This is a genomic window from Spiroplasma endosymbiont of Sarcophaga variegata (genome assembly GCF_965178695.1).
Taxonomy (GTDB): Bacteria; Bacillota_I; Bacilli_A; order Mycoplasmatales; family Mycoplasmataceae; genus Spiroplasma; species Spiroplasma poulsonii.
Window position 1 is genome coordinate 1122250 of the sequence record NZ_CBCXVU010000002.1, and the last position, 21609, is coordinate 1143858.

Consider the following 21609-nt stretch of genomic DNA (forward strand, 5'->3'; position numbering starts at 1 on the left):
TAATTAATTGTAAAAAATCTAATCTAATCTTTAATTGCATTTATTCTTAATTTTGCTATAATGAGTCCATATTAGAGAGCACGTAGGTTATATAAAGGGGAATTAAGGAAGAAACTAATGGCAAAAAAACCAGGAAGTTGAGATAAACTTAATAAATTAACGAAAAACGTTACTGTTGCTTCGCGAAAAAGAGGGTGAATTGCGGCAATTTGTGCATTGTTATATATCGCAGTTTTAATTCCGTCGGCTTATTTTGCGGTGTCATTTTTAGCGAAAATCTTAAGTTATGGGGGAATTCAAACGGATGGTCCTTTACCAGACTTTGAGGCAGGGGATTATTTTCAAGTTAATTTTGCTAAAACTGAACTACGGGATAATACTAAAAAAACTCCTGTTTTTGCAACATATGAACTGCCACCTGATCCAACAACTGGCTGTGTTGCACAAACACGAGTTCAAGCGACATCATTACGATTAGAATATGCTTATAATTATATTTTTGCAAATGCCCCAAAAATGTATATTGCGAATAATATCTTTTTTAAAGGAAAATATGGTGATGTTAACCAAATTCAAATTTTAAATATTTACGCTAATCCGCAAGGAACAAAATCATTAGGACTTGCTGATGTTCAACAAAATAAGTTAAATTTAATGGAAAATATGTTGTATTTAAAAATTAAATATAAAGGTGAAGAACAATCAACATTAATTTGAATGCCAACGCTTTTTGTTGGAATTGAAGGATTTTTATCAAACTTTTTAAATTTTAAAACAGCAGAAACAATGAACAAGGATAAACCTGACCCAACAATTTGAGAAAATCAGACAAAAATTCTTGGTAGTCAAGCAAATAATATTATGTTAAATGGAAGCAATAATAGTTTAACTTTAGATGATGAAGTTTATGCGGCTTATAAAACAAAATTTGCTGCTTTTTACAACGAAAATAAAGGGACAGATAAAGAATTTATTGGTGATTATAATCCATACAGTAATTTTGCCATTTCAAGTGTTAATCCACAAGATCAAATTTTACCAGGGGTATTTTTTGATAGTGTTGGCTATATGTTTGATATGAATCGAGTGATTCAATCAGCACAACAAAATAATCCTGATTTTAGCGGATCACTAGCAAAAAAAGACATTAATATTGGAGGTCAATACATTCCGCAATTATTAATTTTCTTAATTAATGTTTTAGAAACATCAGAAAACCGGGGGTTAGTTTTACCCGAAGATTTAGTACCAAATGATTGAAAAGATTGATATCAATTAATTCAACCGAAACGATTAGACGTCACTAAACCAGAACAATTTTATTTTATGTTCTTGCCAAAAGATGAAACAATTCAAAATATCATTGGTAATCGTTTACGCAATCAGGTAACAGATGTCTTAAGCGGGAAAGAGACACTAGCAACTGCTGTTAAAGATTTACAACGTGATGTTTTGAGCAATCCTAATGATTCAAAATATAAATGGGTTTATGATTGAAATATTTTACCATTTCAATCATATGGTTTTATTGAAAAAAGTGATTATACTGTCATTAAACGAACAATTCAAGAAAATAAAAATTTAGTAATTTATTTTCTTGGTAATTCTTTGCCAGGAACAGAATTTGTCACAATTGACCAACCATCATTACACTCAGTCACTAATTTAGTTCATCCAGGAAATGTTGATGCGTATACCATTGATGATCCTCAAAAACGAAATACATTATTTACAAAATATTGAAGTGCTAACTTATATGGAGCAACAACAACACTAAATCAAATTAATATTGATGTAAGAAATATTAGTCTTGATCAAAAGGCATTTGAAACAATGTTGATGAATCAAATTATTGACCAAACATGAGCGTTTATCAAAAATATTGCCCAAGTAGCAGGAAATAAATTAAATATTATTAATGGTATTTCAAAAGCACAATATGAAACAACTTTCAAAAAGGATTATCAAACAACATTTACCCCAGTTAATAATTATCATAGTAGTGTTGGCACATTCCTTGAATGATTTAATACCATTCTTGCTAATGATGAAACTCGTTATAGTCTTTTTACGGTCCTTGATATTAAATTAGCATTACAAGTAGGTGGGAATATCCCAGAGAGTTTAAAGGCGGTCACTTTCCGCTTTAACATTAATTATCAATAAGATAATAAACAGTGTATAATTATACTAGTAAATACTTAGGGAAGGAGAGATGTTCTCAATGCGAAAAATTTTAGCACTTTTAATAGCAACTGTTTTGGTAAGTAGTTCAACAGCCAGTGCAATAGAATGTGGAACACCTTCACCTTCAAAAATTAATGGAAAAGAAAATCTTGCGACAGAATTTACTTTGACAAATAATGTCATTGTTACTGATGACAATATTCCTGTTCTTGATTCAATTTTTGAGCAAGCAAAAACAGAACAACGAATTGCTTCAACTTTGACAGTAGATATTTTTACTGTTACTGATTCTGCAAATTTGGAAAAACCGGTTAATGATAACACTCCACAAGAGGGTTATGTTGTTTTAACAGTTCGTGATGATAATGATATTCCGTATATTGGTTCAATTATTATTCATTTTACTGTTATTAAAACAGCATCAATTGACCTTAGCCAAACGATTCAGTTAAAAGATCTTTGGGATATTACAAAATATGATTCAATTAATGATTTATACCAAGATATTTGAAAAGTAGCAGTTAATGATTTGCAACCAGATACACCAAAGAGTTACGATACGTACGATATGTCAGGGTTTAAGATACCACCGGTAACTTTTAACCAAAAATTAGATGTTGAAATGCAGGCCGCTTATAATGGTAAAGCGAATACACCAACTGCAATGTATAGTGGAACAATTGTTATTAAGTTAGCGGTCATTAGTTATCGTGCGCAAGTTAACTTAAAATTACAACAAAATAACTTACCACCAGATGCACTATATGATTTAGTTTGAACAGAAGTTAAAAAATATTTTGCCACTGATGCAAGAGTTTCAAATGATCGAAATGACTATTTAATTGACTGAAATAGTGTGACAGAACCCCCAGTTGGAGAAGCTGTTTATTTATACTTTTTAGCAACGCCAAAAGATGAGAATGCACACCATTATATTCGTGTTGTTGGAGGTGTTACTAAAGATCCAATATTGTTACCACCAACAATAAAACTAACGGTGCCAGTTGTTGTAACGCAAAGAGAACGTCCAAATGTTAATAAAGATTACATCTGGGCGATGGCAATGCAAGAAGCAAACTTAGTAAATGGACCAGAACTAAAAGACTTTGATGTAACGAGTTGAACGACAACTTTAAATCAAAATTGACCTAGCATTGGTGGGTCAAGAGTTGTGACATTAAATGCAATTAACCTTAATACAAATCCAATGTTTAAAGGTGATGTTGCAATTGAAGTTGAGTTAATTAATCAAGGAACGGCTATTAGTTTATTACCAGTTGATTCAATTTTATTAGTTCGTCAAGATCATCATACTGTTGATTCGGTGCTAAATTTAGTTTGAAATAATGTTATTAATACCCCAGAATGAGGTCCTAGTTTATCAAACCAATTAAGTAATTTTAGAATTGAACGAAAAGACGATTTAAAACGAGCATTAGAAGCAACCGAGCGTAATGGTGATTGAGCAACTTATGTTATTTCAATTCTTGGTAATCAAGAAGATGGATCAGGGCGTGATGTTGATGTTCTTGTTCAAGGAAAAATTAAAATGATTGATAATCCAATAACAGTTGATTTACCAATTGATTTAACAAGTAAAAATTATCGTTTTAATGCAACAAAATTAGAGACATGAAAAGAACGGGGATCTTATTTTAAACATCAAATTTGAAAAGACGTTATTAAACAACCACCATTTGTTGATCAGAACGAACTTACTTTTGGGATTTCCAAAAATGAAGCTGATTGAAATGTAACAGAATTAGGAACACTGATTGGTGAAGCGATTAAAAATTATGACCCTAATACAGCAAAAGACATTTCTTTACAATTCGATCTGATGTTATTAAATCCAACAAATTATGGTGGTAAAATAACACTTGATTTTAAATTAACACCAGGAATACCAACTGCTTTTGGAGATATTGATTTAACTAATAAAGTAGAACCAATTTTTGTTCGTAAGTTACCAGCAACTGAAGACGAGAAAACTGCTTTGTTGGTAAAAATTATGGAAACATTATTAGATCAAAGCATTACAAAAAATCCTGCTTTACATAATAAGTATCCAAATGTACCATTAGATTTAAATGTGTATAATGCCTTTACAAATGAAGTTTTAAACCAACTAGTCTTGCCGATAGCAACAGATTCTATTAAGGAATCAATTATTACAATTCAGCTAAATATTCCGGTATTTGAAGGAACAGTTAAACTTAAAGTAAAACTTATTTATCAACCATAAAAAATTCTTCTAAGCTAGAAGAATTTTTTTATTTTTAGGGGATAGTATTTTTTGAAGAAAATGCTATAATCATTGTAAATAAAAGGGAAAGTAGTAATTTTGGGTGATATTGATGAGCAAACAGGACAAATGAACGATAAAAGCAAGTTCGCAAGAACAAGATATTCGTTTAACACGAATGTATTTTAATAATGCAATGGAAATTGTTGGCCGTATTTTGATTTTACTTGGTCAAGGAATTATGCTGGGGGTGATTATCATTGTGTCAGCCTCATTAGCAATGATTGCAACTAGTAAGATTCCAATTCCAGCTGTTTTTAATAATTTTGGTGTTGCTGATGGTGTTTTTCGTGGGATGACAATTATGCTTGCTTTGTTAGGCATTATCTTTTCGTTAGTTTTTGTTATTCCAACGTTAATTGTTCGTAATATTAAAACAATAAAATTAACAGGAATTATTTTTATTACCTTAGGGTCTTTCTTTACTTTATTAATGTTAGCAATAAGTGTTGTTGCTTATCTTTATATTCCAGTGCGCTTAAATTTCCCGGGTGTTATTATGGCTGGAGTTTGTGCATTAGTTTTGTTTTGAGGGAGTTTTTTATTATGACTTTCAGCATGACAACAACAAAAACGGATTAATATTGCAATGGCGGAAAGTTTAGATTTTAGATCACAGTTAAAAGTGGTTGAGTAGGAAGGTGTCAAATGAAAAAAGAGAAAACAATATTGTCAAAAGGTGAGACCGCATCAGAAATGGTTCAGACAATTCAATTTGTGGAAGATAATCGCCCAGCGTCATTAAAAAGTTTGGACAAAACGGTGGTGGATAAAACAGTTAAATCATTAGGTGAGTATGAATTAAAACGCAAAAAACAAAATAAACCTTTGCCTTATCATTATAACGTTGATGCAACTAAATATTATTTTGCAACAAAAGGAGAAACTTTAGCCCGCATAATGATTATTTTTGGGCAATTAATGTTAATTGTTGTTTCATTGGTATATATTCCAACTTTAAGTCAAGTTATTGCCCAATTTCTGATGTCTTTGGTTTCAAAATTAAACACTTCTTTTACGGGGCCAATTGTGGCAATTGGACAACCAATTGTTATTGCCTTAATTATTTTCTTATCAATTGCCTGAGTATCAACATTCTTTTTCTTAACAATTCCAATTTTAACGGCTCAGACCTTACGAACTGTTCACATTTGAACAATTATCGTAAGCATTGTTGGCAACATTAATTTTATAATTGTTTTTTTAATTGCGGTCCTACAAGTGCTTTATATTAAAGGTTCGGTTGCTGGATTAAATATTAACCCATTTATTTTACGAGGAATCATTCTTGCTGCTTTTGTTTGTTTTGCAATTGGATGTATGGCTTTACAAAATAACTGTAAGAAATATCAACGAAAAGTTGAAAATGAATTAGCAAATCAAATTCGTGCAACAAGAGGATAAGGAGAGATTAGGATGTTAACAAAAATTAGTTCAAAACGCGATGAATTAGCATTACAATGAAACACTCGAGTTGAAGTTGCAACACGGTTATTAATCATTGGTTTTTCTATTTTAGGTACTTTTATGGGTTATTTTATTAGTGCTGGTTGTGCGATGGCTTACAATAATATCAAAAATTTAACGGGAGTTATTTTACATCGAACTTATGAAATTCATTATATTATTGCTGTTGTAATTGGCCTTGTTTGTGCCTTCTTTTTCTTTTGTTTTATTGGTTTGCCCTATCTTAAATTAAAAAGAGCGGCAAGTTTTAAAAGTTGAATTATTATTTCCACTGTTTTTGCCATCATATATTATACAGTTTGTTTTATTTTAACAGTTACTTATATTGGAATGTTTAATACAATTAATAATTATTTTATTGTTGCTTTTACTTTAATTAGTGTTTGTATTCTAGTGATTTTTCCTTCCTATGTTTTATTGTGACGAGAAGTTAAAAAACAATGAATTTTACGAAAAAAATTTGAATATTTAACAGATGAAACAAAAATTAAAAAAGTTGAAACAAAGTTAGTGACATTAGAACAAGAACGACAACATCTTGTTGAATTAGAAACAATTAAGTATAATAAAGAAAAATATAATTTAAATAATTTAAAAGAAAAAAAACAGCGGGTGTATGTTCAAAAACCAGTTTTAGAACAACAAGAAAAAAAGCAAGCAGGAAGAAAAAAAGAGTTTAAAGCAGATTTAAAAAATGATTAATGTGCATGGAAGGAAAGGCTATTAATGGTAAAATAAGATAAGACTAATAATATTTTAGAATCACCAGTACCAATGCGTCGAAAATTATCGCGAAAAACTAATTTAAAGATTTTTGCCATTATTGGAACAGTTGCGATTGCAGCTGGTCTAGGTGGTGTTATTTATTCTGTTGTTGCACCCTCTTCTTATCATAATAAAAATCCATGAGCTAATGCTACTTTGTTGGATGATAAAATTACTAGAATGATAAATCAACAATTATCAAAACCATTACTTGATCTTAATGGTGATCCAAGGCCAGAACATTTAGCGAGTTATGTTTCTTTTAATACTGGTGAAAAAGATGGGATTGATATTTATCCTAATTTAGATAATATTAAAATTATTCAAGAAATTTTTGCAAAAAACGATTGAATTAAAAATAATTTAAGTACTGTTGAAACAATGTTAAAAGGAACAGGGGCCACTTTGTCAGGAACTCGAATAATTTATCAAGGAAATCGATTGAATTTAATTTTACGACCAAAAATTTTAACTTATCCCTATAATAATGGTGATGATAAATACGGGTTAGTAACAGTTACTCCTGTTGATAAAGACCGCGGATTATTTACTTATAAAATTAGATTTGCTTTGTAACTAATTGGAACTGATAATGCTGGTTATTATGTTGATTTAGAGAAAACTTTTGATTATACATATGATACAACACAAGCGGCAGTACCAACATTATTAACTTTAAGTTAAATGTTAAATTTAATGAGTAATAGCAAAATTGTGACATTAGTTCAGAAATATGGCCTTGCGTTAGACACTAATAATGAAATAATTTTAAATGCACTTTTAACAGAATATTATCCAATCGCAAAGGCTGATAATAGTATTATTATTAATGAGCAAGTTGTTAATAAAAATGGAACTCCATTTGCAGCAATTACAGATAACCCTTCTGCAAGTAATTTAACATTAAATATTAAGTATAATGTTAAAAAATTTAATTCCTTACAACAATTTGGTGCTAGTCTTTTTGATTATCACAGTAATAATTACGGGGCAATTGCCAATATTTTTACCAAAATTGGAATTAAAATGCCAACCTTTGTTAATGTTAAAATAGTTATGATTTATATGATCGAAATACTGATCAAACATTTTTAAATGGCGTAATGCAAGATCAACGGGTTTATTCTTATCAAGGTTATATTAAAGAAATGGGATTAAGTTCTGATAATGTCTCTGATAATGTTAACTATGAAAATAATGATTTTAGTTCATATGTATGAGGTTCTGAACACCAAATTTTTTATAATGAAGTATTAATTCAGTTTTTAAATATTAATAATAATGGTTTGCCAGATAAAATTAACCGCGGGATCCAACAAAAATGTATTATGATCAACAAAGTTATACTGCTCGTTCCATTAATTATCAAGAATTTAACTTAGTTGCTAATGTTAAAGATGTGATTGAAAATATTAAATATGATGATTCAGAACAAGCAATTGATCTTCGTTTAACAAATAAGATTGATGCTATTAAATCAAGTTTAAAAAGTTATTTGTTAGAAAATTTAAATAATCAATATATTGATATTAACAAGATTGTTAAGGACATTACCGTTGGTGTTGGGATAAATCCCACAACAATTGTGGGAACAACTTTTACTAAACAACCGCCAATCAATGGAATGTTACGAGGAAATAATAATAATGTGTATCAAGATAAACTTTTAAGTTTTCCAAGCATTGTTATTAATGTGCAATTTTCATATGATGGAACGTTTAATAAACTTTATGATTTATCTTATGAATATGAACTTCCAACTAAAGTTGTGAAAGATCCATGGGGCGTTGATAAAAACAATCTTAATGTTTTACAATCAACTTTTGCTTTATCGAAAACATACACAACCTTGGATAGGGTGAAAGACCTATATAATGATTATCAACAAGCAATTTTTCAAGCTGCCAATGATTGAGATTATCGTAATCAAACGGGTAGTGGACAACCAGGTAATAATTATCCCGTTGAAAGTTCGCATAGTAATGCTTTTAATATTGCGGTAAATGAACTTAATGTTGGACGCTATAATAATACTAATTTGCGGGTAGGAACATATAATGCAATAATTACGGCAACGAAAGACTCATTAAATTATCAAGGCAGTTTTAAAACAGGGGTTATTCGGATTACAGCAGCACCAATTAGTGCCATTTCCTTGTCACAATTAGTGGTGGATAGTTCTTGGACCCAACAGCGTGCCTATCGTGAAATTAAAGCACAAATTCTAGCACGAGCACAAAGTAGGGGGTTAAATTTAAATTACTCTGATTTTAGCATTAGTGGTATTACAGAAAATAGTTTAATAAAATTAACAACCGGTCAAAAGACAATTACAATTACTGCCCTTGGCAATGATAATGTTGTAACAGGCATAACAACCTTTAATTTAACTGTGGAGCCTGTTTCAATTAATAAATATTACAATAAGATTAATCCTGGGCAGCAAAAATTTGGTAATTCGGTTCGAAATGTCGTAAGCACCATTATGAATCAACTAAAAGCAGCTATTAATAGGGGTGGTTATAATATTAATAATATTACTAATTATTTTACAATTGTTATTACGGATGGAAATGGCCGCCGATTAAATGATAGTAGTATTTTTCAAGTGTCAGGAAGATATTGGTATGATGCAGTAACAGCAACGGATGGTTCAAAATATTTTGATGGGATAATATCACGTGATTTTATTGTTGAAAAGTAGGAAAAATGTAATTTAATTGTTTAAATTTATGAAAAAATGCTAAAATAATAACAATATGGTTCATATGTAGCAAAAGGGGGTTCAAGATGAATAAAAATAAGCCAACATATGGAAATAAATTTCCTGATTTAGAACTGCTTGATACAGAGGAAGAACGACGAAAATACGAAGAAGAAGTTAAAGAATTATCAAAACAAGAACAAAAACGTTTTAGTTATATTTCACCAACCCAAAATAATGATTTTTCTCAACGTCGAATGTTTTGAGATAGTCCGTTAGAACGAGTTGGGCGTAGTTTTATTATTCTTGGGCAAGTGTTCGCAATTACTTTGGCATATTTTATTGGTAAAAAAGCAATATTAATTGCTTTAAGTAACTATGTTGATCCCAGTATTAAAGTTTTTGCCAATATTTATGTTAAGGATTTTTTAAGTTATGGATTTTTATTTATCACATTGTTATTTAGTTTATTATATTTTATTCCAATGGGAATGGCACGAACCGCGGGGGCGGTTTATGGGTGGGCAATTGCCTACATTATGTTAGTAATTTTGTACTTTTTATTTGTTGAAATTCTATGTGCGGCTTTATTAATTTTAGGTAGTATTAAAGCAAATACCTCAGAACCAGTTAGTCAATGATTATTAATATTTATTGTGTTAGTTTTAGTAATTACCTCAATTTGAATTGTTGGGGCATGTCTGTTAATTGTTAAATCAGATGATGTCAAACGAAAAATTAATTTAGAAGTTTAAGGAGTAAAGAAAAATGATGACGCTTACAGAAAGATTAGAAGAATTAACAAAACAATTACAGCAAAATGTTTATGAAAAAGAAGAAATTTTTAATTTAGCAATGTTAGCAATGCTAAGTGGAGAATCTATTTTTCTTTTAGGAAAACCGGGAATTGCAAAATCATTAGTTTCACGACGTTTAAAACATGCTTTTAAAAATGGGACTATTTTTGAGTATTTAATGAATCGTTTTTCAACACCAGAAGAAATTTTTGGACCAATTTCAATTGAGGATTTACAAAAGGGAGTATATAAACGGTTGATTGATAAATATTTACCAACTGCGGAAATTGTCTTTTTAGATGAAATTTGAAAGGCAGGACCTTCAATTCAAAATACATTATTAACAATTATTAATGAAAAGATTTTTCGTAATGCGGGGGTTGATATTAAAGTTCCAATGAAATTATTGATTTCTGCGTCAAATGAGTTACCAGCAGAGGGCCAAGGTTTAGAAGCCTTATATGATCGTTTTATTATTCGTTATATTGCCCATGGCTTAAAAGATGAAACAAATTTTAATGATATGATTGCTGGAGTAACAGAATTAGATGTTAAAGTTGATGAAGCTTTACAGATTACCCATGAAGAATATGATGTGTGACGAAAAAAAATTAATAAAGTTAAAATGACCCAATCAACATTTGATTTTATTTCACGGTTTCGAAAAGCAATGTATATTGCAACTGATGGGGAATATTATATTTCTGATCGCCGATGAAAAAAGATTGCCCATTTAATGAAAGCATCAGCTTTTTATAATGGTCTTGATACGGTTGATAAAGCTGATTGATTAGTTATTCCCTATTGTATTTGAGATGACGAACAACAAGAAGAAGAATATAATGCTATTTTTAACGAGTTTTATCTAGATGCGTTAACTTATGATGTTCGTGAAAAAAAGATTCGTTTAAGTAAAGAATTAGAAGAATTATCAGCACAGTATGAAGATATTCAAGAAGTTAATAGTCGTAAAAGTGAGTATTTGGATGTTTTTGATGGAAAATTACAAGGAACTTTTCATCGTATTCTTTGAAAAAATCAACAATATCCGATTTGTTTTATTCGCGTTGAAGATTTGATTGATGCTCGTCATAATAAAACACAACCAACATTAGTTGAATTATATTATGGCGAAGACTTAGATAATATGGTTGATGTGTTACAAACTGAAATTAGTTATGTCAATGATAGTACTTTTAAAATTATTAAAACATATGAGGAAATTAGAGTTGAAATTAAAAATTCAAAAGTTGAAGATAATAATTCTAAACTTGAAAAAAGAATTTTAGCAGTTGAACGTGAAATTGATAAGTTAGCAACTGCTTTTCCTGATGAAAAAGAACGTTTATTAGAATTAAATTGTATCTTTTTTAGAGACCGTTTTATCTTAGCTGTTAATAATGCTTTTAATGATGACAAACTGAATTTTAATGAGGATATTATTGAAGTTGATTATCGTTCAAAAGATAATACCGAACCTAATTCTGGCAGTTTATCAAATTTAGTTAAAAATTAATTTTGTAAAACAAAGGAGTATTCATTATGAATCCATATTTAGAGCAAAAAGCAGGGGTTAAATTAGCGGAAAAATTAATAGAATTAAAAAAGACTTATTTAGCTAGTCCAAATTTTGCTCTGGTTAAAAAATCAAATCGATGATTAAGTGATATTTTTGATCAAGAAATTAATAATTTTTATGATAAAAAAATTGAAGATGAAATTATGAAAATTAAATTGAGTCCAAATATTGAAAAAGAAATTTATTTATTTCATTGAATTAAAGTTAATGGGTATGAAGGATTAAAAAAGAATTATGCTTCAACACAGGATTTTTTATTTAAAGTCAATTCACCGTTTTATGATCGGTTAAACTATTATCGTTATGAATTTAATAAGAAAAATAATAATCCTAATATGTTATTTCGAGATTTTGTTGGGATGTGAGAATCCATTTTAATTAAAAGAATTAATGATTATCGGTTCACTAAAATTGAAGAGTTACGCAGTAAATTTATGCAAGATTTGTACAATAAGATTGCAATTTATCATCAAGCAAATAGTTTATTAAAGACAGTATGAAATTTTTTTGGAAAAATGTGAGATCCAGCAGAACTATTAAAACCAGGTGTTGATATGACAGCAATTGATAAGTTTGCTAAATTTTTAGAAAGTAACCCCGCAATTATGGAAATTGCAACTTTATTAGGACGTTATCAGGGTGAAAGTAATTTAATTGAACAACGAATTTTAGAAGAAATTGTAATGGATTTTGAGTGAAAACCAGTTGGTTCATCGCCAGAAGAAATCATTGGGGCGACTGAATCAAAAGATTTAGAACATATGTTTCCTGCTGAATTATTTTTATTACGTTATCCTATTTTAAAATATATTTTTTATAAAAAATATATTGAAGGAAAATTAACAACATTTGAATTTTTATCACAAGATAAGGTTCCAAAAGAACAAATTAAATTAACGACAGTTGAATCATATGTTCTTGAAGAGAAAGGGCCAATTGTGTTGTCAATTGATACATCTTCTTCAATGCGTGGTAGTCCGGAACAAATTGCTAAAGCATTGGCGTTGGCGATTGCTAAAATTGCTTTATCAGAACATCGTCCGTGTTATATGATTAATTTTTCAAAAAGTTTAGATGTTTATAACTTATCCCAACTAAAAGATTCTGTTCCAAAGTTAATTGATTTTTTATCAAAAAGCTTTGGTGGTGATACGGATTTTGAGCCAGCATTGCAACATACTTTAACGGTAATGGATAGTAATGAATATTTTAATGCGGATTTATTATTAATTAGTGATTTTATGACATCAGATTTATCATCTGATATTATTGAAAAAATTAATATATTAAGAAAAAGACGTAATCGTTTCCACGCCATTATTATTGGGACAATGGGAGAAGAAAAGGCGACAACAGTTTTTGACAACGCATGAATTTATGATCCTCGTGATCCGTTTGCTTCAGAACGGATTATTGCTTCATTAACGGGGGAAGTTGTTAAGAAATATGATAAAATTCCAGGAGCAAAAACTATTTTAAACAAAATTAGAACAGAACAGGGGGTCAATAACAATGTTAAGTAACGCAACTTTTGCATATTTACTTGAAAATCAAAAAAAGATAGATCATCATATTTTAACAAAATTTAAGTTAAATGATGAACAAACCTTAGATAAACGAATTTTGGCTTTTCTAGTTGAACTAGCCGAATTTATTAATGAACAACGTGATTTTAAATATTGAAGTATCAAACCAGCTTCAGAACAAGATGTTTTGTTAGAAGAATATATTGATGGAATTCATTTTTTAATTAGTATTGGTAGTAGTTTACAAGTTGATTTTAATAAATTTCATTATCAAAATAAATACTTTGGTAAAGTAGTTAGTTTAACAAAACTCTATTTAGAATGTTTTGCTGCTTGTGCTAAATTAATTAAAAAACAAACAACTAAAATTTATTTTCAAGTTTTAAACCAATATTTAATTATTGCTGCGCAGTTAAAGTTTACGGAAACTGATTTAATTACAGCATATAATAAGAAAAATGAAATTAACTTTGCTCGTCAAGAAAATAATTATTAAAAAATGTTTTATAAATATTTATAAAACATTTTTTAATCAGTATCAAGACTACTTTTTCGATTTTCTTTAAATTCTTCTAATGTTTTAATAAAAATGGCAGCCGTTGGACAAACCATTTGTGCTTCAACTAGTTCTTGAACATTTTCAGTTGTATTTGCAAAACCATCATCATCCATAAAGAATGTTTCGGTTTCATCAATCATAATACAGCTTCCACAAGAAATACACAAGTCAGTGTTAACATATGTTCTTTTCTTTGAAATATCGCGGTCTGCCATCGAGATCCCCCCACTATCTTATTTATTACTATAATGATAACAAAAATTTTAATAATAATATATAATTTTAATGTAGTTTGAAAAAGTTGGAGGAGTACAATGGAAACTAGAATGGAAAAATTTGCCCAACTACGTGAGATGATCAAGAAGGAAATTGAATTAGATCAAGAAATTAATCAGGCAAATCAAGTAATTAATAGTTATATGGCAAAATTAAATGTCATTGATGCTACTTTCTTTAACAATGTTAAATCAGATTTTGAACAAGAATTTAGCTGAGAAAAAGTATATTTGGATAAAAATCCAGATGAACAACCATATCCATCTGATTTTAAATATGATTTACAGCAATTATTAGAACAAGTTGTTAGTACAACAAATATATCCGCTCAAGTTAATTTAAAAAATGATCAAGATGCTGGTGATATTATGCATAATATTTTAATTGCTGAAACATTGTTAAATAAACCAACTTATCAAAAATATCAGACAATTTTAGAAAGTATTCTAGCTGAAAAAATTACATATCACCGTTTAAGTGATAAAATCCAAGAAGAAAATAGTGATTTTAAAATTAATTCAACAAACATTGAATTTAGTACAATTGCTCATATGCGCAAAAATGACAATCGTAGTACAGCAGAAATGTTAAAGGAATCAAGTATTTTATTAGAAGAAAAGCATAATAATGTTCTAGTTACTTATCGTAAAATAAAACTAAACTATAAAATGTTATTATTAACAATACTTTTGCTTGTTATTTTATTAGGTGCTTGTTTGGCACTAATCTTTGTGTTATAGAAAATGGGAGAAGATGATGAAATTAAATATAGCTATTGATGGTCCAGCTGGTAGTGGTAAGTCTTCTGCCGGTTATGAATTGGCCAAAAAATTAAACTATCAATTTATTGACACCGGATTAACTTACCGTGCTTTTACTTATTTTTGTGCAAAGGCACAGATTGATTTTAGTAATAATCAGCAGTTACAAGTTCTATTAACAAAGTTTAATTATCAAGTGTTAAACAATAAAATTTATGTTAATAATGAAGATGTCACAGCAATGCTTCAAACAAGTTTAGTTTTGGATAATATTAATAAAATTACCGGTCTTGAGTTTATTCGAACAGCAATGGTAGCATTACAACGCCAATTAGTTACTAAGAAGGGTAATGTTGTTGTTGGTCGTGATATTACAACTGTTGTTTTGCCGGATGCAGAAATAAAAATTTATTTAACAGCTAGTATTGCTGCTCGCGCTAAACGAAGATGAAGTCAAAATAATGAAAATGATATTACACCAAATAATTTAACAGAAATTACTACAAAGTTAAGAGAACGTGATCATGTTGATACAAGTCGGACAGTTGGAACATTAAAAATTGCTGCTGATGCAATTGTAATAGATACTAGTAGTTTAACCTTTGAACAAACAGTCGCTGCAATTTATCAAGTTGTAATGGAATATAAGAAAGTAGGAAAATAAATGGCACAAAAAGGAACCGTAGCAATTGTAGGACGACCAAATGTTGGGAAATCAACATTATTTAATCGTATTATTAAAAACCTTCTTGCAATTGTTGAAGATACTCCTGGTGTTACACGGGATCGAATTTATGCCTTTTCGGAATGATTAACGCGTGAATTTTTAATGATTGACACCGGAGGAATTACTTTAGATAATGAAGCAATGTTTGCCCAAGAAATTAAAATGCAAGCAGAAATTGCGATTGCGGAAGCTGATGTTATTATTTTTGTTTTATCATATAAAGAAGGAATTACCCCAGATGATGAAATGATTGCAAAAATATTATATCGGGCAAAGAAACCGGTTTTATTAGTTATTAATAAATATGATAAACAAGAAAAAGAAAGTGAATTATATGAATATATGACATTAGGATTTGGTGAACCAATTGCCGTTTCAGCAACGCATGGGATTGGGATTGGTGATTTATTGGACAAAGTCATTTCTTATTTAGACCAAATTCCAATTCAACCAAAAACGGAAGGAATTCATTTTTCTTTAATTGGAAAACCAAATGTTGGGAAATCATCATTAACAAATGCGATTTTAGGAGAAGAACGAGTAATTGTCTCACCAATTGCAGGAACAACAACTGATTCAATTGACACAACCTTTAAACGAAATGATCACCTTTATACGGTTATTGATACAGCGGGGATTAGACGGAAGGGGAAGGTTTATGAAAAATTAGAAAAATATAGTGTTCTTCGTGCCGTTAGTGCCATTGAAAGAAGTGATCTTGTTCTATTAATCATTGATGGGACAGTAACAATTACTGATCAAGACACTAATATTGCTGGAATTGCTTTTGAACAAAACAAGCCAATTATTTTAGCTGTTAATAAATGGGATGCTGTTGTCGAAAAAAACGACCGTTCAATGCAGACAATTGAAAGTCAAATTCGTGGTTATTTTAAATATTTAAGTTATGCAAAAATGGTTTTTGTTTCAGCATTAGAAAAAAAACGTTTGCATATATTATTTCAAACAATTGACGAGGTTTATACTGGTTTAACGCAACGCATCAAAACAAGCGTTTTAAATGAAATTTTAGTTAAAGCACAATTGTTAAATCCACCGCCAGATTTTAATGGTGGTCGAATAAAAATTTATTATGCAACACAACCCGAAAGTATGATTCCAACTTTTATTATGTTTTGTAACAACCCTAAATATATTCATTTTTCTTATAAACGGTTTCTTGAAAATCAAATTCGTGAACATTTTGGGTTTGATGGTGTACCAATTAAAATATTATTTAGAGAAAGAAAGTAATGAGGTAAGTAATAATGAGAAAAGAACAAAAGAATATTACTATTATCGGAACGGGAGCATATGGTACTGTTTTGGCTAATGTTTTAACAGATAATGATCATAATGTTATAATGTATGGCATTGATAGCAAAGAAGTTAATGATATTAACGATGAACATTTAAATATTCATTTTTTTGGTGATTTAAAAATTAATCGGGAAATTAAAGCAACAACTAATTTTACCGAAGCTGTTGAAGACGCTGAATATATTATTTTGGGAATTCCAGTTATTGCTATTAAACCAATTATTGAAAGAATTAATCAAACAGTAACAAAACCAGTTGTTATTATTAATGTTTCAAAAGGATTAGATCCTGAAACACATGAAGTATTATCACGTTCAATTGGAAAATTAATTAATAATCAAATTTTAAAAGCATATGTTGGAATTTATGGTCCAAGTATTGCTAAAGAAGTTTTACAACGAAAACCAACGTGCATTATGGCAGTTTCAAATGAAATTGCAATGGCCCAAGAAGTTCGTAATTTATTTAATAATGAGTATTTTGTTACCTTCGCAAATACCGATGTTGTTGGTGCTGAATATGCTGTTGCCCTAAAAAATGCTGTTGCAATTGCATCGGGGATTTTTAACGGTCTTTATGCATCAGATAACGCTAAAGCAGCATTAATTACGATGGGATTAAATGAAATTCAACTTTTTGCAAAAGCAAAAGGTGCTCGGATTGAAACTTTTTTAAATTTTGCCGGATTAGCAGATTTAATTTTAACTGCAACTTCAAGCAAATCACGAAATTACTCACTTGGTTTTGAAATTGCACAAGCAGATGATGCTAAAAAAGTCTTAGCAAGTCATGCTAAGACAGTTGAAGGTGTTTTAACTTGTAAAACAATTGTTTTAGATGCTCGTGCTAATAAAATCGTATTACCATTGTTTGAAGCGTTATATGATATTTTATATAACAATAAGCGTCCAAGTGCGATTATCAATAGTGTTTTTACAAAAGCAATATTGGCATAGCAAAAATCCTCATTTTATGGTATAATTTTTATACAATAGTGTATGGCAATATATAGTGAGAGGGCATAAAATGAGTTTACATCATACTTGAAATAATAATGGTTTAGAAAATAAACCTGACAATAATCAACAACAGCTTTCCCCTAATCAAGGGAATAATTTTAGTGCTGCACCGCAACAATATCAGCAGAATGTTGCACCACAGCAGTATCAACAACAACCATTAGCACAGCAATATTCACAACAACAAAACTTGATGCAACAACCACCACAAAGTGTTGCCCCGCAGCAATATTCACAGGCGCCGCAGCAATATTCGCAGTCACAGCAGCAAACAGCTAGTGCGCCGTCGCAATATCAGCAGAATGTTGCGCAGCAACAATATCAACAACAACCATCAGCACAGGAATATTCACAGGCACAGCAATCAGGACAAAATACAGCGCCGCAACAATATCAGCAACAACAGCATCAACAATATCAGCAACCAATTATGAATCAGCAACGTGCTAATTTTGCACCAACAGTGCAACAGAATTCACAAGGGATAAATCCAACGCCTAATGTGCAACAATCAGCGGCAGCTCCAACACAGAATCAAACATTAGCGGAGCGAATTGCTAATTTACAAAGTTGTGGTTTAAATCAAAATGAAAATTATTATGGGCAAAAAAACATTAAACCATCCGATTTGTTAAATGTTCCAATTGATCATAATATTAAGGTGGGTCTTGGTAAAAATATGAATATTGCAGCATCTTTACCAACCGATTTATTTGAAGATGAAAATAGCAAAGGAAGTCGTAAAAAAAATCGAAAATTAAATACTAATATTGAAAATGATGGAACACAATGTCAATGTAAAAATTGTACAAAAAAATCACGTCCTTGATTAACAGTCTTCGTTAGTGTTTTAATAATGTTAGCAATTTTAGGTGGTTGTGTTGGCGCTATTTATGGTTTTCGCACCGAAATTAAAGATTGATTATTAGGAACAAACCTAACTGTTAGTAAAAGCGCGGGAGCATTAATGTCAGATAATAAATCAATATCACCAACTACTTATTATTTAAATTCATAAACCATATTTAAAAATATGGTTTTTTCTTTTACAATATAATTATGGAATTTTTAATAGAAAGTAGGAAATTATGAGAAATATTAAATTAATCGCATTAGATATGGATGGAACTGTATGTCGTTTTCATCAAGGGATTGAAACGGATAATATTATGCCAATTATTAAAGCCCAAGAAATGGGAGTGCGAGTTATCTTTGCAACGGGACGACCAGTTTTAACATCCTTGCCAGAAGCTTTAAAAGTAAAAATGGATTATTTTCAGCAGTATTTTATTGGTTTTAATAGTGCTTGTATTTATGATATTAAAACAAACAAGATTGTGCATCAATAAACGTTGTCTATCCTGCAAGTTAACTTTTTATTTCAATTAGCAACAAAATATCACAAAAAAATATGATGTTATATTGATGATTTAACAAAAGTAGTTGTTAATTTTGATCCTATTGCCGAAAATAACCCAGAATTAACTTTCTTTCATGGTGAATTTATTCAATATGATAGTTTATCGGAAGTGAAAAATACTGATTACAAATGTATTATAATGGATGTCCAGGAAACGGATGAATTTATTACTTTAGCACGTGCTGAAAACATTGAAATTGCAATTGATGCTTCCCATACCGCTGAAGTAAATGCTCCTGGAATTAGTAAATTAGCAGGTTTAAAATGAATTTCACAACAGTGGGGGATTGCCCTATCAGAAATGATGGCAATTTGTGACAGTATGAACGATTATTGAATGATAAAAAATGTTGGGTTAGGAATTGCAATGAATAATGGGCAGGATCAAATTAAAGCAATCGCAAAAGATATTACTAGTAATATTGAATAAGGCGGCGTTGCAAAAATGATTGAAAAATATATTCTCAATAGTAAAAAATAATTATATAATTGTTGAGGAAAAAGAAAAAGAGGAGAAATATTAAGATGAAAGCTAAACAACCAATTTTATTAGCAATTCTTGATGGATGAGGAATTGCCCCTGATTCAAAAGGAAACGCTGTTACACAAGCACATATGACAAATGTTGAAATGTTAAAAGCAAAATACCCTTGAGTAGCTGCTCATGCATCGGGAGAATGAGTTGGGTTACCAGCTGGGCAAATTGGAAATTCAGAAGTTGGTCATATTAATTTGGGCGCTGGTAGAATTAAATATGAGTCATTAACATTAATTAATAAAGCTATTAAGGATGGAACTTTTAATCAAAATCCAGAAATCTTAGCCGCAATTAATTTTGCAAAACAAAATAATAGTGCTTTTCATATCATGGGATTGTTTTCTGATGGTGGTGTTCATTCCCATCTTAATCATATCTTTGTCGCGTATCAATTAGCAGCAAAAGAAGGTGTTAAGGAAATTTATTTACATTTATTTGGTGATGGTCGTGATACTAAACCAGAATGTATTAAAACATATATTGAACAATTTAACGCTTTACAAGCAGTTTTAAAAGTAGGGGTGATTGCTACAATTGGGGGTCGTTATTATGCAATGGATCGTGATAAAAAATATGACCGGGTGCAAGTTGCATATGATGTTTTAGTTTCACGAAAAGGAGCTGAGTTTAGTGACCCGTTAGCCTATATTGATCAAGAATATGCGGCTGGTCGTAATGATGAGTTTTTAATGCCAGCTTATAATATCAATACCCCACAAGGCTACATTAAAGCGGGCGACGGCGTATTTTTTGCTAACTTTCGTCCTGACCGGGCAATTGCGATTGCTTCAGCATTAACAAATGCTAATTTTCCTGTTAATGAAGCAGAAAGTTATTTTGTGCCAAAATTAAATGACATTTATTTTGTGTCAATGATGGAATATGCTGAAACAGTTGGGTCAAAACATGTTGCTTTTCAACCAATTGAAGTTGTTAATGGCTTGGGAGAATGGTTAAGCAAAAAGGGTTATCGTCAGTTGCGAATTGCTGAAACAGAAAAAATTGCGCATGTGACGTTTTTCTTTGACGGAGGAAAAGACTATTTTAAAAATGGGTTAGCAACTCAAGCTGAAATTACATTGCCATGTGCTTCAGCTGATTTGATTCCATCACCAAAAATTGCAACATATGATTTAAAACCAGAAATGTCAGCATATGAGATTACTAATAAATTGATTGCTGAAATTGAACGTAATGAATTTGATGTTATTATTTTAAATTTTGCCAATTGTGATATGGTTGGTCATACTGGAATTTTACCAGCAGCGATTGCAGCAGTAAAAACAATTGATGATTGTCTTGGCAAAATTTATCAAGCAATGCAGAAAGTTACTGGAATTATGATTATTACAGCTGATCATGGTAATGCTGAAGTTATGATTGATGAAACTGGGGGACCAAATAAAAAACATACTTCCCAATTAGTTCCAATTATTATCACTAAAGCAGGATTAAAATTACGTGATAAAGACCCAGCGATTGCTGATATTGCACCAACCATTTTAGAATTGTTGGATGAGGAAATTCCGGTTGAAATGACACAACCATCATTAATTGTTAAATCAGAAGATATTATCTAATATCTTTTTTTATGAAAGAATTCGTAATTTTAACAATATTTTAGTTATAATCGGTATATAATTAACAAATAGGGTTTAA

General features: G+C 30.2%; 22 protein-coding genes. 21 read left to right on the top strand and 1 reads right to left on the bottom strand.

The genetic code is table 4. The features are described 5' to 3' along the window. The first annotated feature begins 117 nt into the window (after positions 1-117). From ACOBME_RS07680 to ACOBME_RS07740, 13 genes are all read left to right on the top strand, one after another. Positions 118-2166 (top strand): hypothetical protein, encoded by a 2049-nt coding sequence (locus tag ACOBME_RS07680; RefSeq protein WP_338965444.1) that lies wholly within the window; start codon positions 118-120, stop codon positions 2164-2166. A 58-nt stretch (positions 2167-2224) separates the two neighbouring features. Beyond that, positions 2225-4432, top strand: coding sequence for a hypothetical protein (locus ACOBME_RS07685; RefSeq protein WP_419334854.1), 2208 nt, complete (start codon positions 2225-2227; stop codon positions 4430-4432). A 112-nt stretch (positions 4433-4544) separates the two neighbouring features. Beyond that, positions 4545-5129, top strand: coding sequence for a hypothetical protein (locus ACOBME_RS07690; protein WP_338965448.1), 585 nt, complete (start codon positions 4545-4547; stop codon positions 5127-5129). Positions 5130-5140: 11 nt separating this feature from the next. Beyond that, a complete protein-coding gene (locus ACOBME_RS07695; protein ID WP_338965450.1) occupies positions 5141-5896 on the top strand; it encodes a hypothetical protein in 756 nt (251 codons plus the stop codon). 12 nt (positions 5897-5908) lie between these two features. Next, complete coding sequence (locus ACOBME_RS07700) at positions 5909-6661, top strand: hypothetical protein (RefSeq protein WP_419334856.1); 753 nt, start codon at positions 5909-5911, stop codon at positions 6659-6661. A gap of 72 nt (positions 6662-6733) precedes the next feature. Next, a complete protein-coding gene (locus tag ACOBME_RS07705) occupies positions 6734-7300 on the top strand; it encodes a hypothetical protein (RefSeq protein ID WP_338965455.1) in 567 nt (188 codons plus the stop codon). A gap of 108 nt (positions 7301-7408) precedes the next feature. After that, on the top strand, positions 7409-7819 hold the full coding sequence (locus ACOBME_RS07710; RefSeq protein WP_419334858.1) for a hypothetical protein: 411 nt from the start codon (positions 7409-7411) through the stop codon (positions 7817-7819). An 8-nt stretch (positions 7820-7827) separates the two neighbouring features. Beyond that, positions 7828-8106, top strand: coding sequence for a hypothetical protein (locus ACOBME_RS07715; protein WP_338965457.1), 279 nt, complete (start codon positions 7828-7830; stop codon positions 8104-8106). Further along, on the top strand, positions 8046-9428 hold the full coding sequence (locus tag ACOBME_RS07720) for a hypothetical protein (protein WP_338965458.1): 1383 nt from the start codon (positions 8046-8048) through the stop codon (positions 9426-9428). The genes ACOBME_RS07715 and ACOBME_RS07720 overlap by 61 nt, the downstream gene beginning before the upstream one ends. Positions 9429-9514: 86 nt before the next feature. After that, a complete protein-coding gene (locus tag ACOBME_RS07725; RefSeq protein WP_338965459.1) occupies positions 9515-10183 on the top strand; it encodes a hypothetical protein in 669 nt (222 codons plus the stop codon). A 13-nt stretch (positions 10184-10196) separates the two neighbouring features. Beyond that, positions 10197-11741 (top strand): AAA family ATPase, encoded by a 1545-nt coding sequence (locus ACOBME_RS07730; protein ID WP_419334860.1) that lies wholly within the window; start codon positions 10197-10199, stop codon positions 11739-11741. A gap of 26 nt (positions 11742-11767) precedes the next feature. Beyond that, positions 11768-13327 carry a VWA domain-containing protein gene (locus ACOBME_RS07735; RefSeq protein WP_419334862.1) on the top strand — a complete coding sequence of 520 codons (1560 nt, stop codon included), beginning with the start codon at positions 11768-11770 and terminating at the stop codon, positions 13325-13327. Then, positions 13317-13826 (top strand): dUTP diphosphatase, encoded by a 510-nt coding sequence (locus ACOBME_RS07740; protein ID WP_338965468.1) that lies wholly within the window; start codon positions 13317-13319, stop codon positions 13824-13826. The genes ACOBME_RS07735 and ACOBME_RS07740 overlap by 11 nt, the downstream gene beginning before the upstream one ends. Positions 13827-13858: 32 nt before the next feature. Here the strand turns inward: ACOBME_RS07740 and ACOBME_RS07745 are convergent, their stop codons facing one another. After that, positions 13859-14104, bottom strand: a complete 246-nt coding sequence (locus tag ACOBME_RS07745; protein WP_338965469.1) for a ferredoxin — start codon at positions 14102-14104, stop codon at positions 13859-13861. Between the two features lie 99 nt (positions 14105-14203). On the opposite strand from ACOBME_RS07745, the gene ACOBME_RS07750 reads away from it, so the two are divergent. From ACOBME_RS07750 to gpmI, 8 genes are all read left to right on the top strand, one after another. Continuing rightward, positions 14204-14905, top strand: coding sequence for a hypothetical protein (locus tag ACOBME_RS07750; protein WP_338965471.1), 702 nt, complete (start codon positions 14204-14206; stop codon positions 14903-14905). A 13-nt stretch (positions 14906-14918) separates the two neighbouring features. After that, on the top strand, positions 14919-15590 hold the full coding sequence (cmk, locus tag ACOBME_RS07755; RefSeq protein ID WP_338965473.1) for a (d)CMP kinase: 672 nt from the start codon (positions 14919-14921) through the stop codon (positions 15588-15590). Continuing rightward, entirely contained in the window at positions 15591-16907 is a 1317-nt protein-coding gene (gene der / locus ACOBME_RS07760) for a ribosome biogenesis GTPase Der (RefSeq protein ID WP_419334865.1), read from the top strand. A 14-nt stretch (positions 16908-16921) separates the two neighbouring features. Then, positions 16922-17929, top strand: coding sequence for an NAD(P)H-dependent glycerol-3-phosphate dehydrogenase (locus tag ACOBME_RS07765; RefSeq protein WP_338965477.1), 1008 nt, complete (start codon positions 16922-16924; stop codon positions 17927-17929). Positions 17930-17999: 70 nt separating this feature from the next. After that, on the top strand, positions 18000-19010 hold the full coding sequence (locus ACOBME_RS07770) for a hypothetical protein (RefSeq protein WP_338965479.1): 1011 nt from the start codon (positions 18000-18002) through the stop codon (positions 19008-19010). 70 nt (positions 19011-19080) lie between these two features. Beyond that, complete coding sequence (locus ACOBME_RS07775) at positions 19081-19341, top strand: HAD hydrolase family protein (protein WP_338965481.1); 261 nt, start codon at positions 19081-19083, stop codon at positions 19339-19341. Positions 19342-19344: 3 nt separating this feature from the next. After that, complete coding sequence (locus ACOBME_RS07780) at positions 19345-19842, top strand: HAD family hydrolase (protein WP_338965483.1); 498 nt, start codon at positions 19345-19347, stop codon at positions 19840-19842. Positions 19843-19937: 95 nt separating this feature from the next. Beyond that, complete coding sequence (gene gpmI, locus ACOBME_RS07785) at positions 19938-21530, top strand: 2,3-bisphosphoglycerate-independent phosphoglycerate mutase (RefSeq protein ID WP_338965485.1); 1593 nt, start codon at positions 19938-19940, stop codon at positions 21528-21530. Positions 21531-21609: the final 79 nt, after the last annotated feature.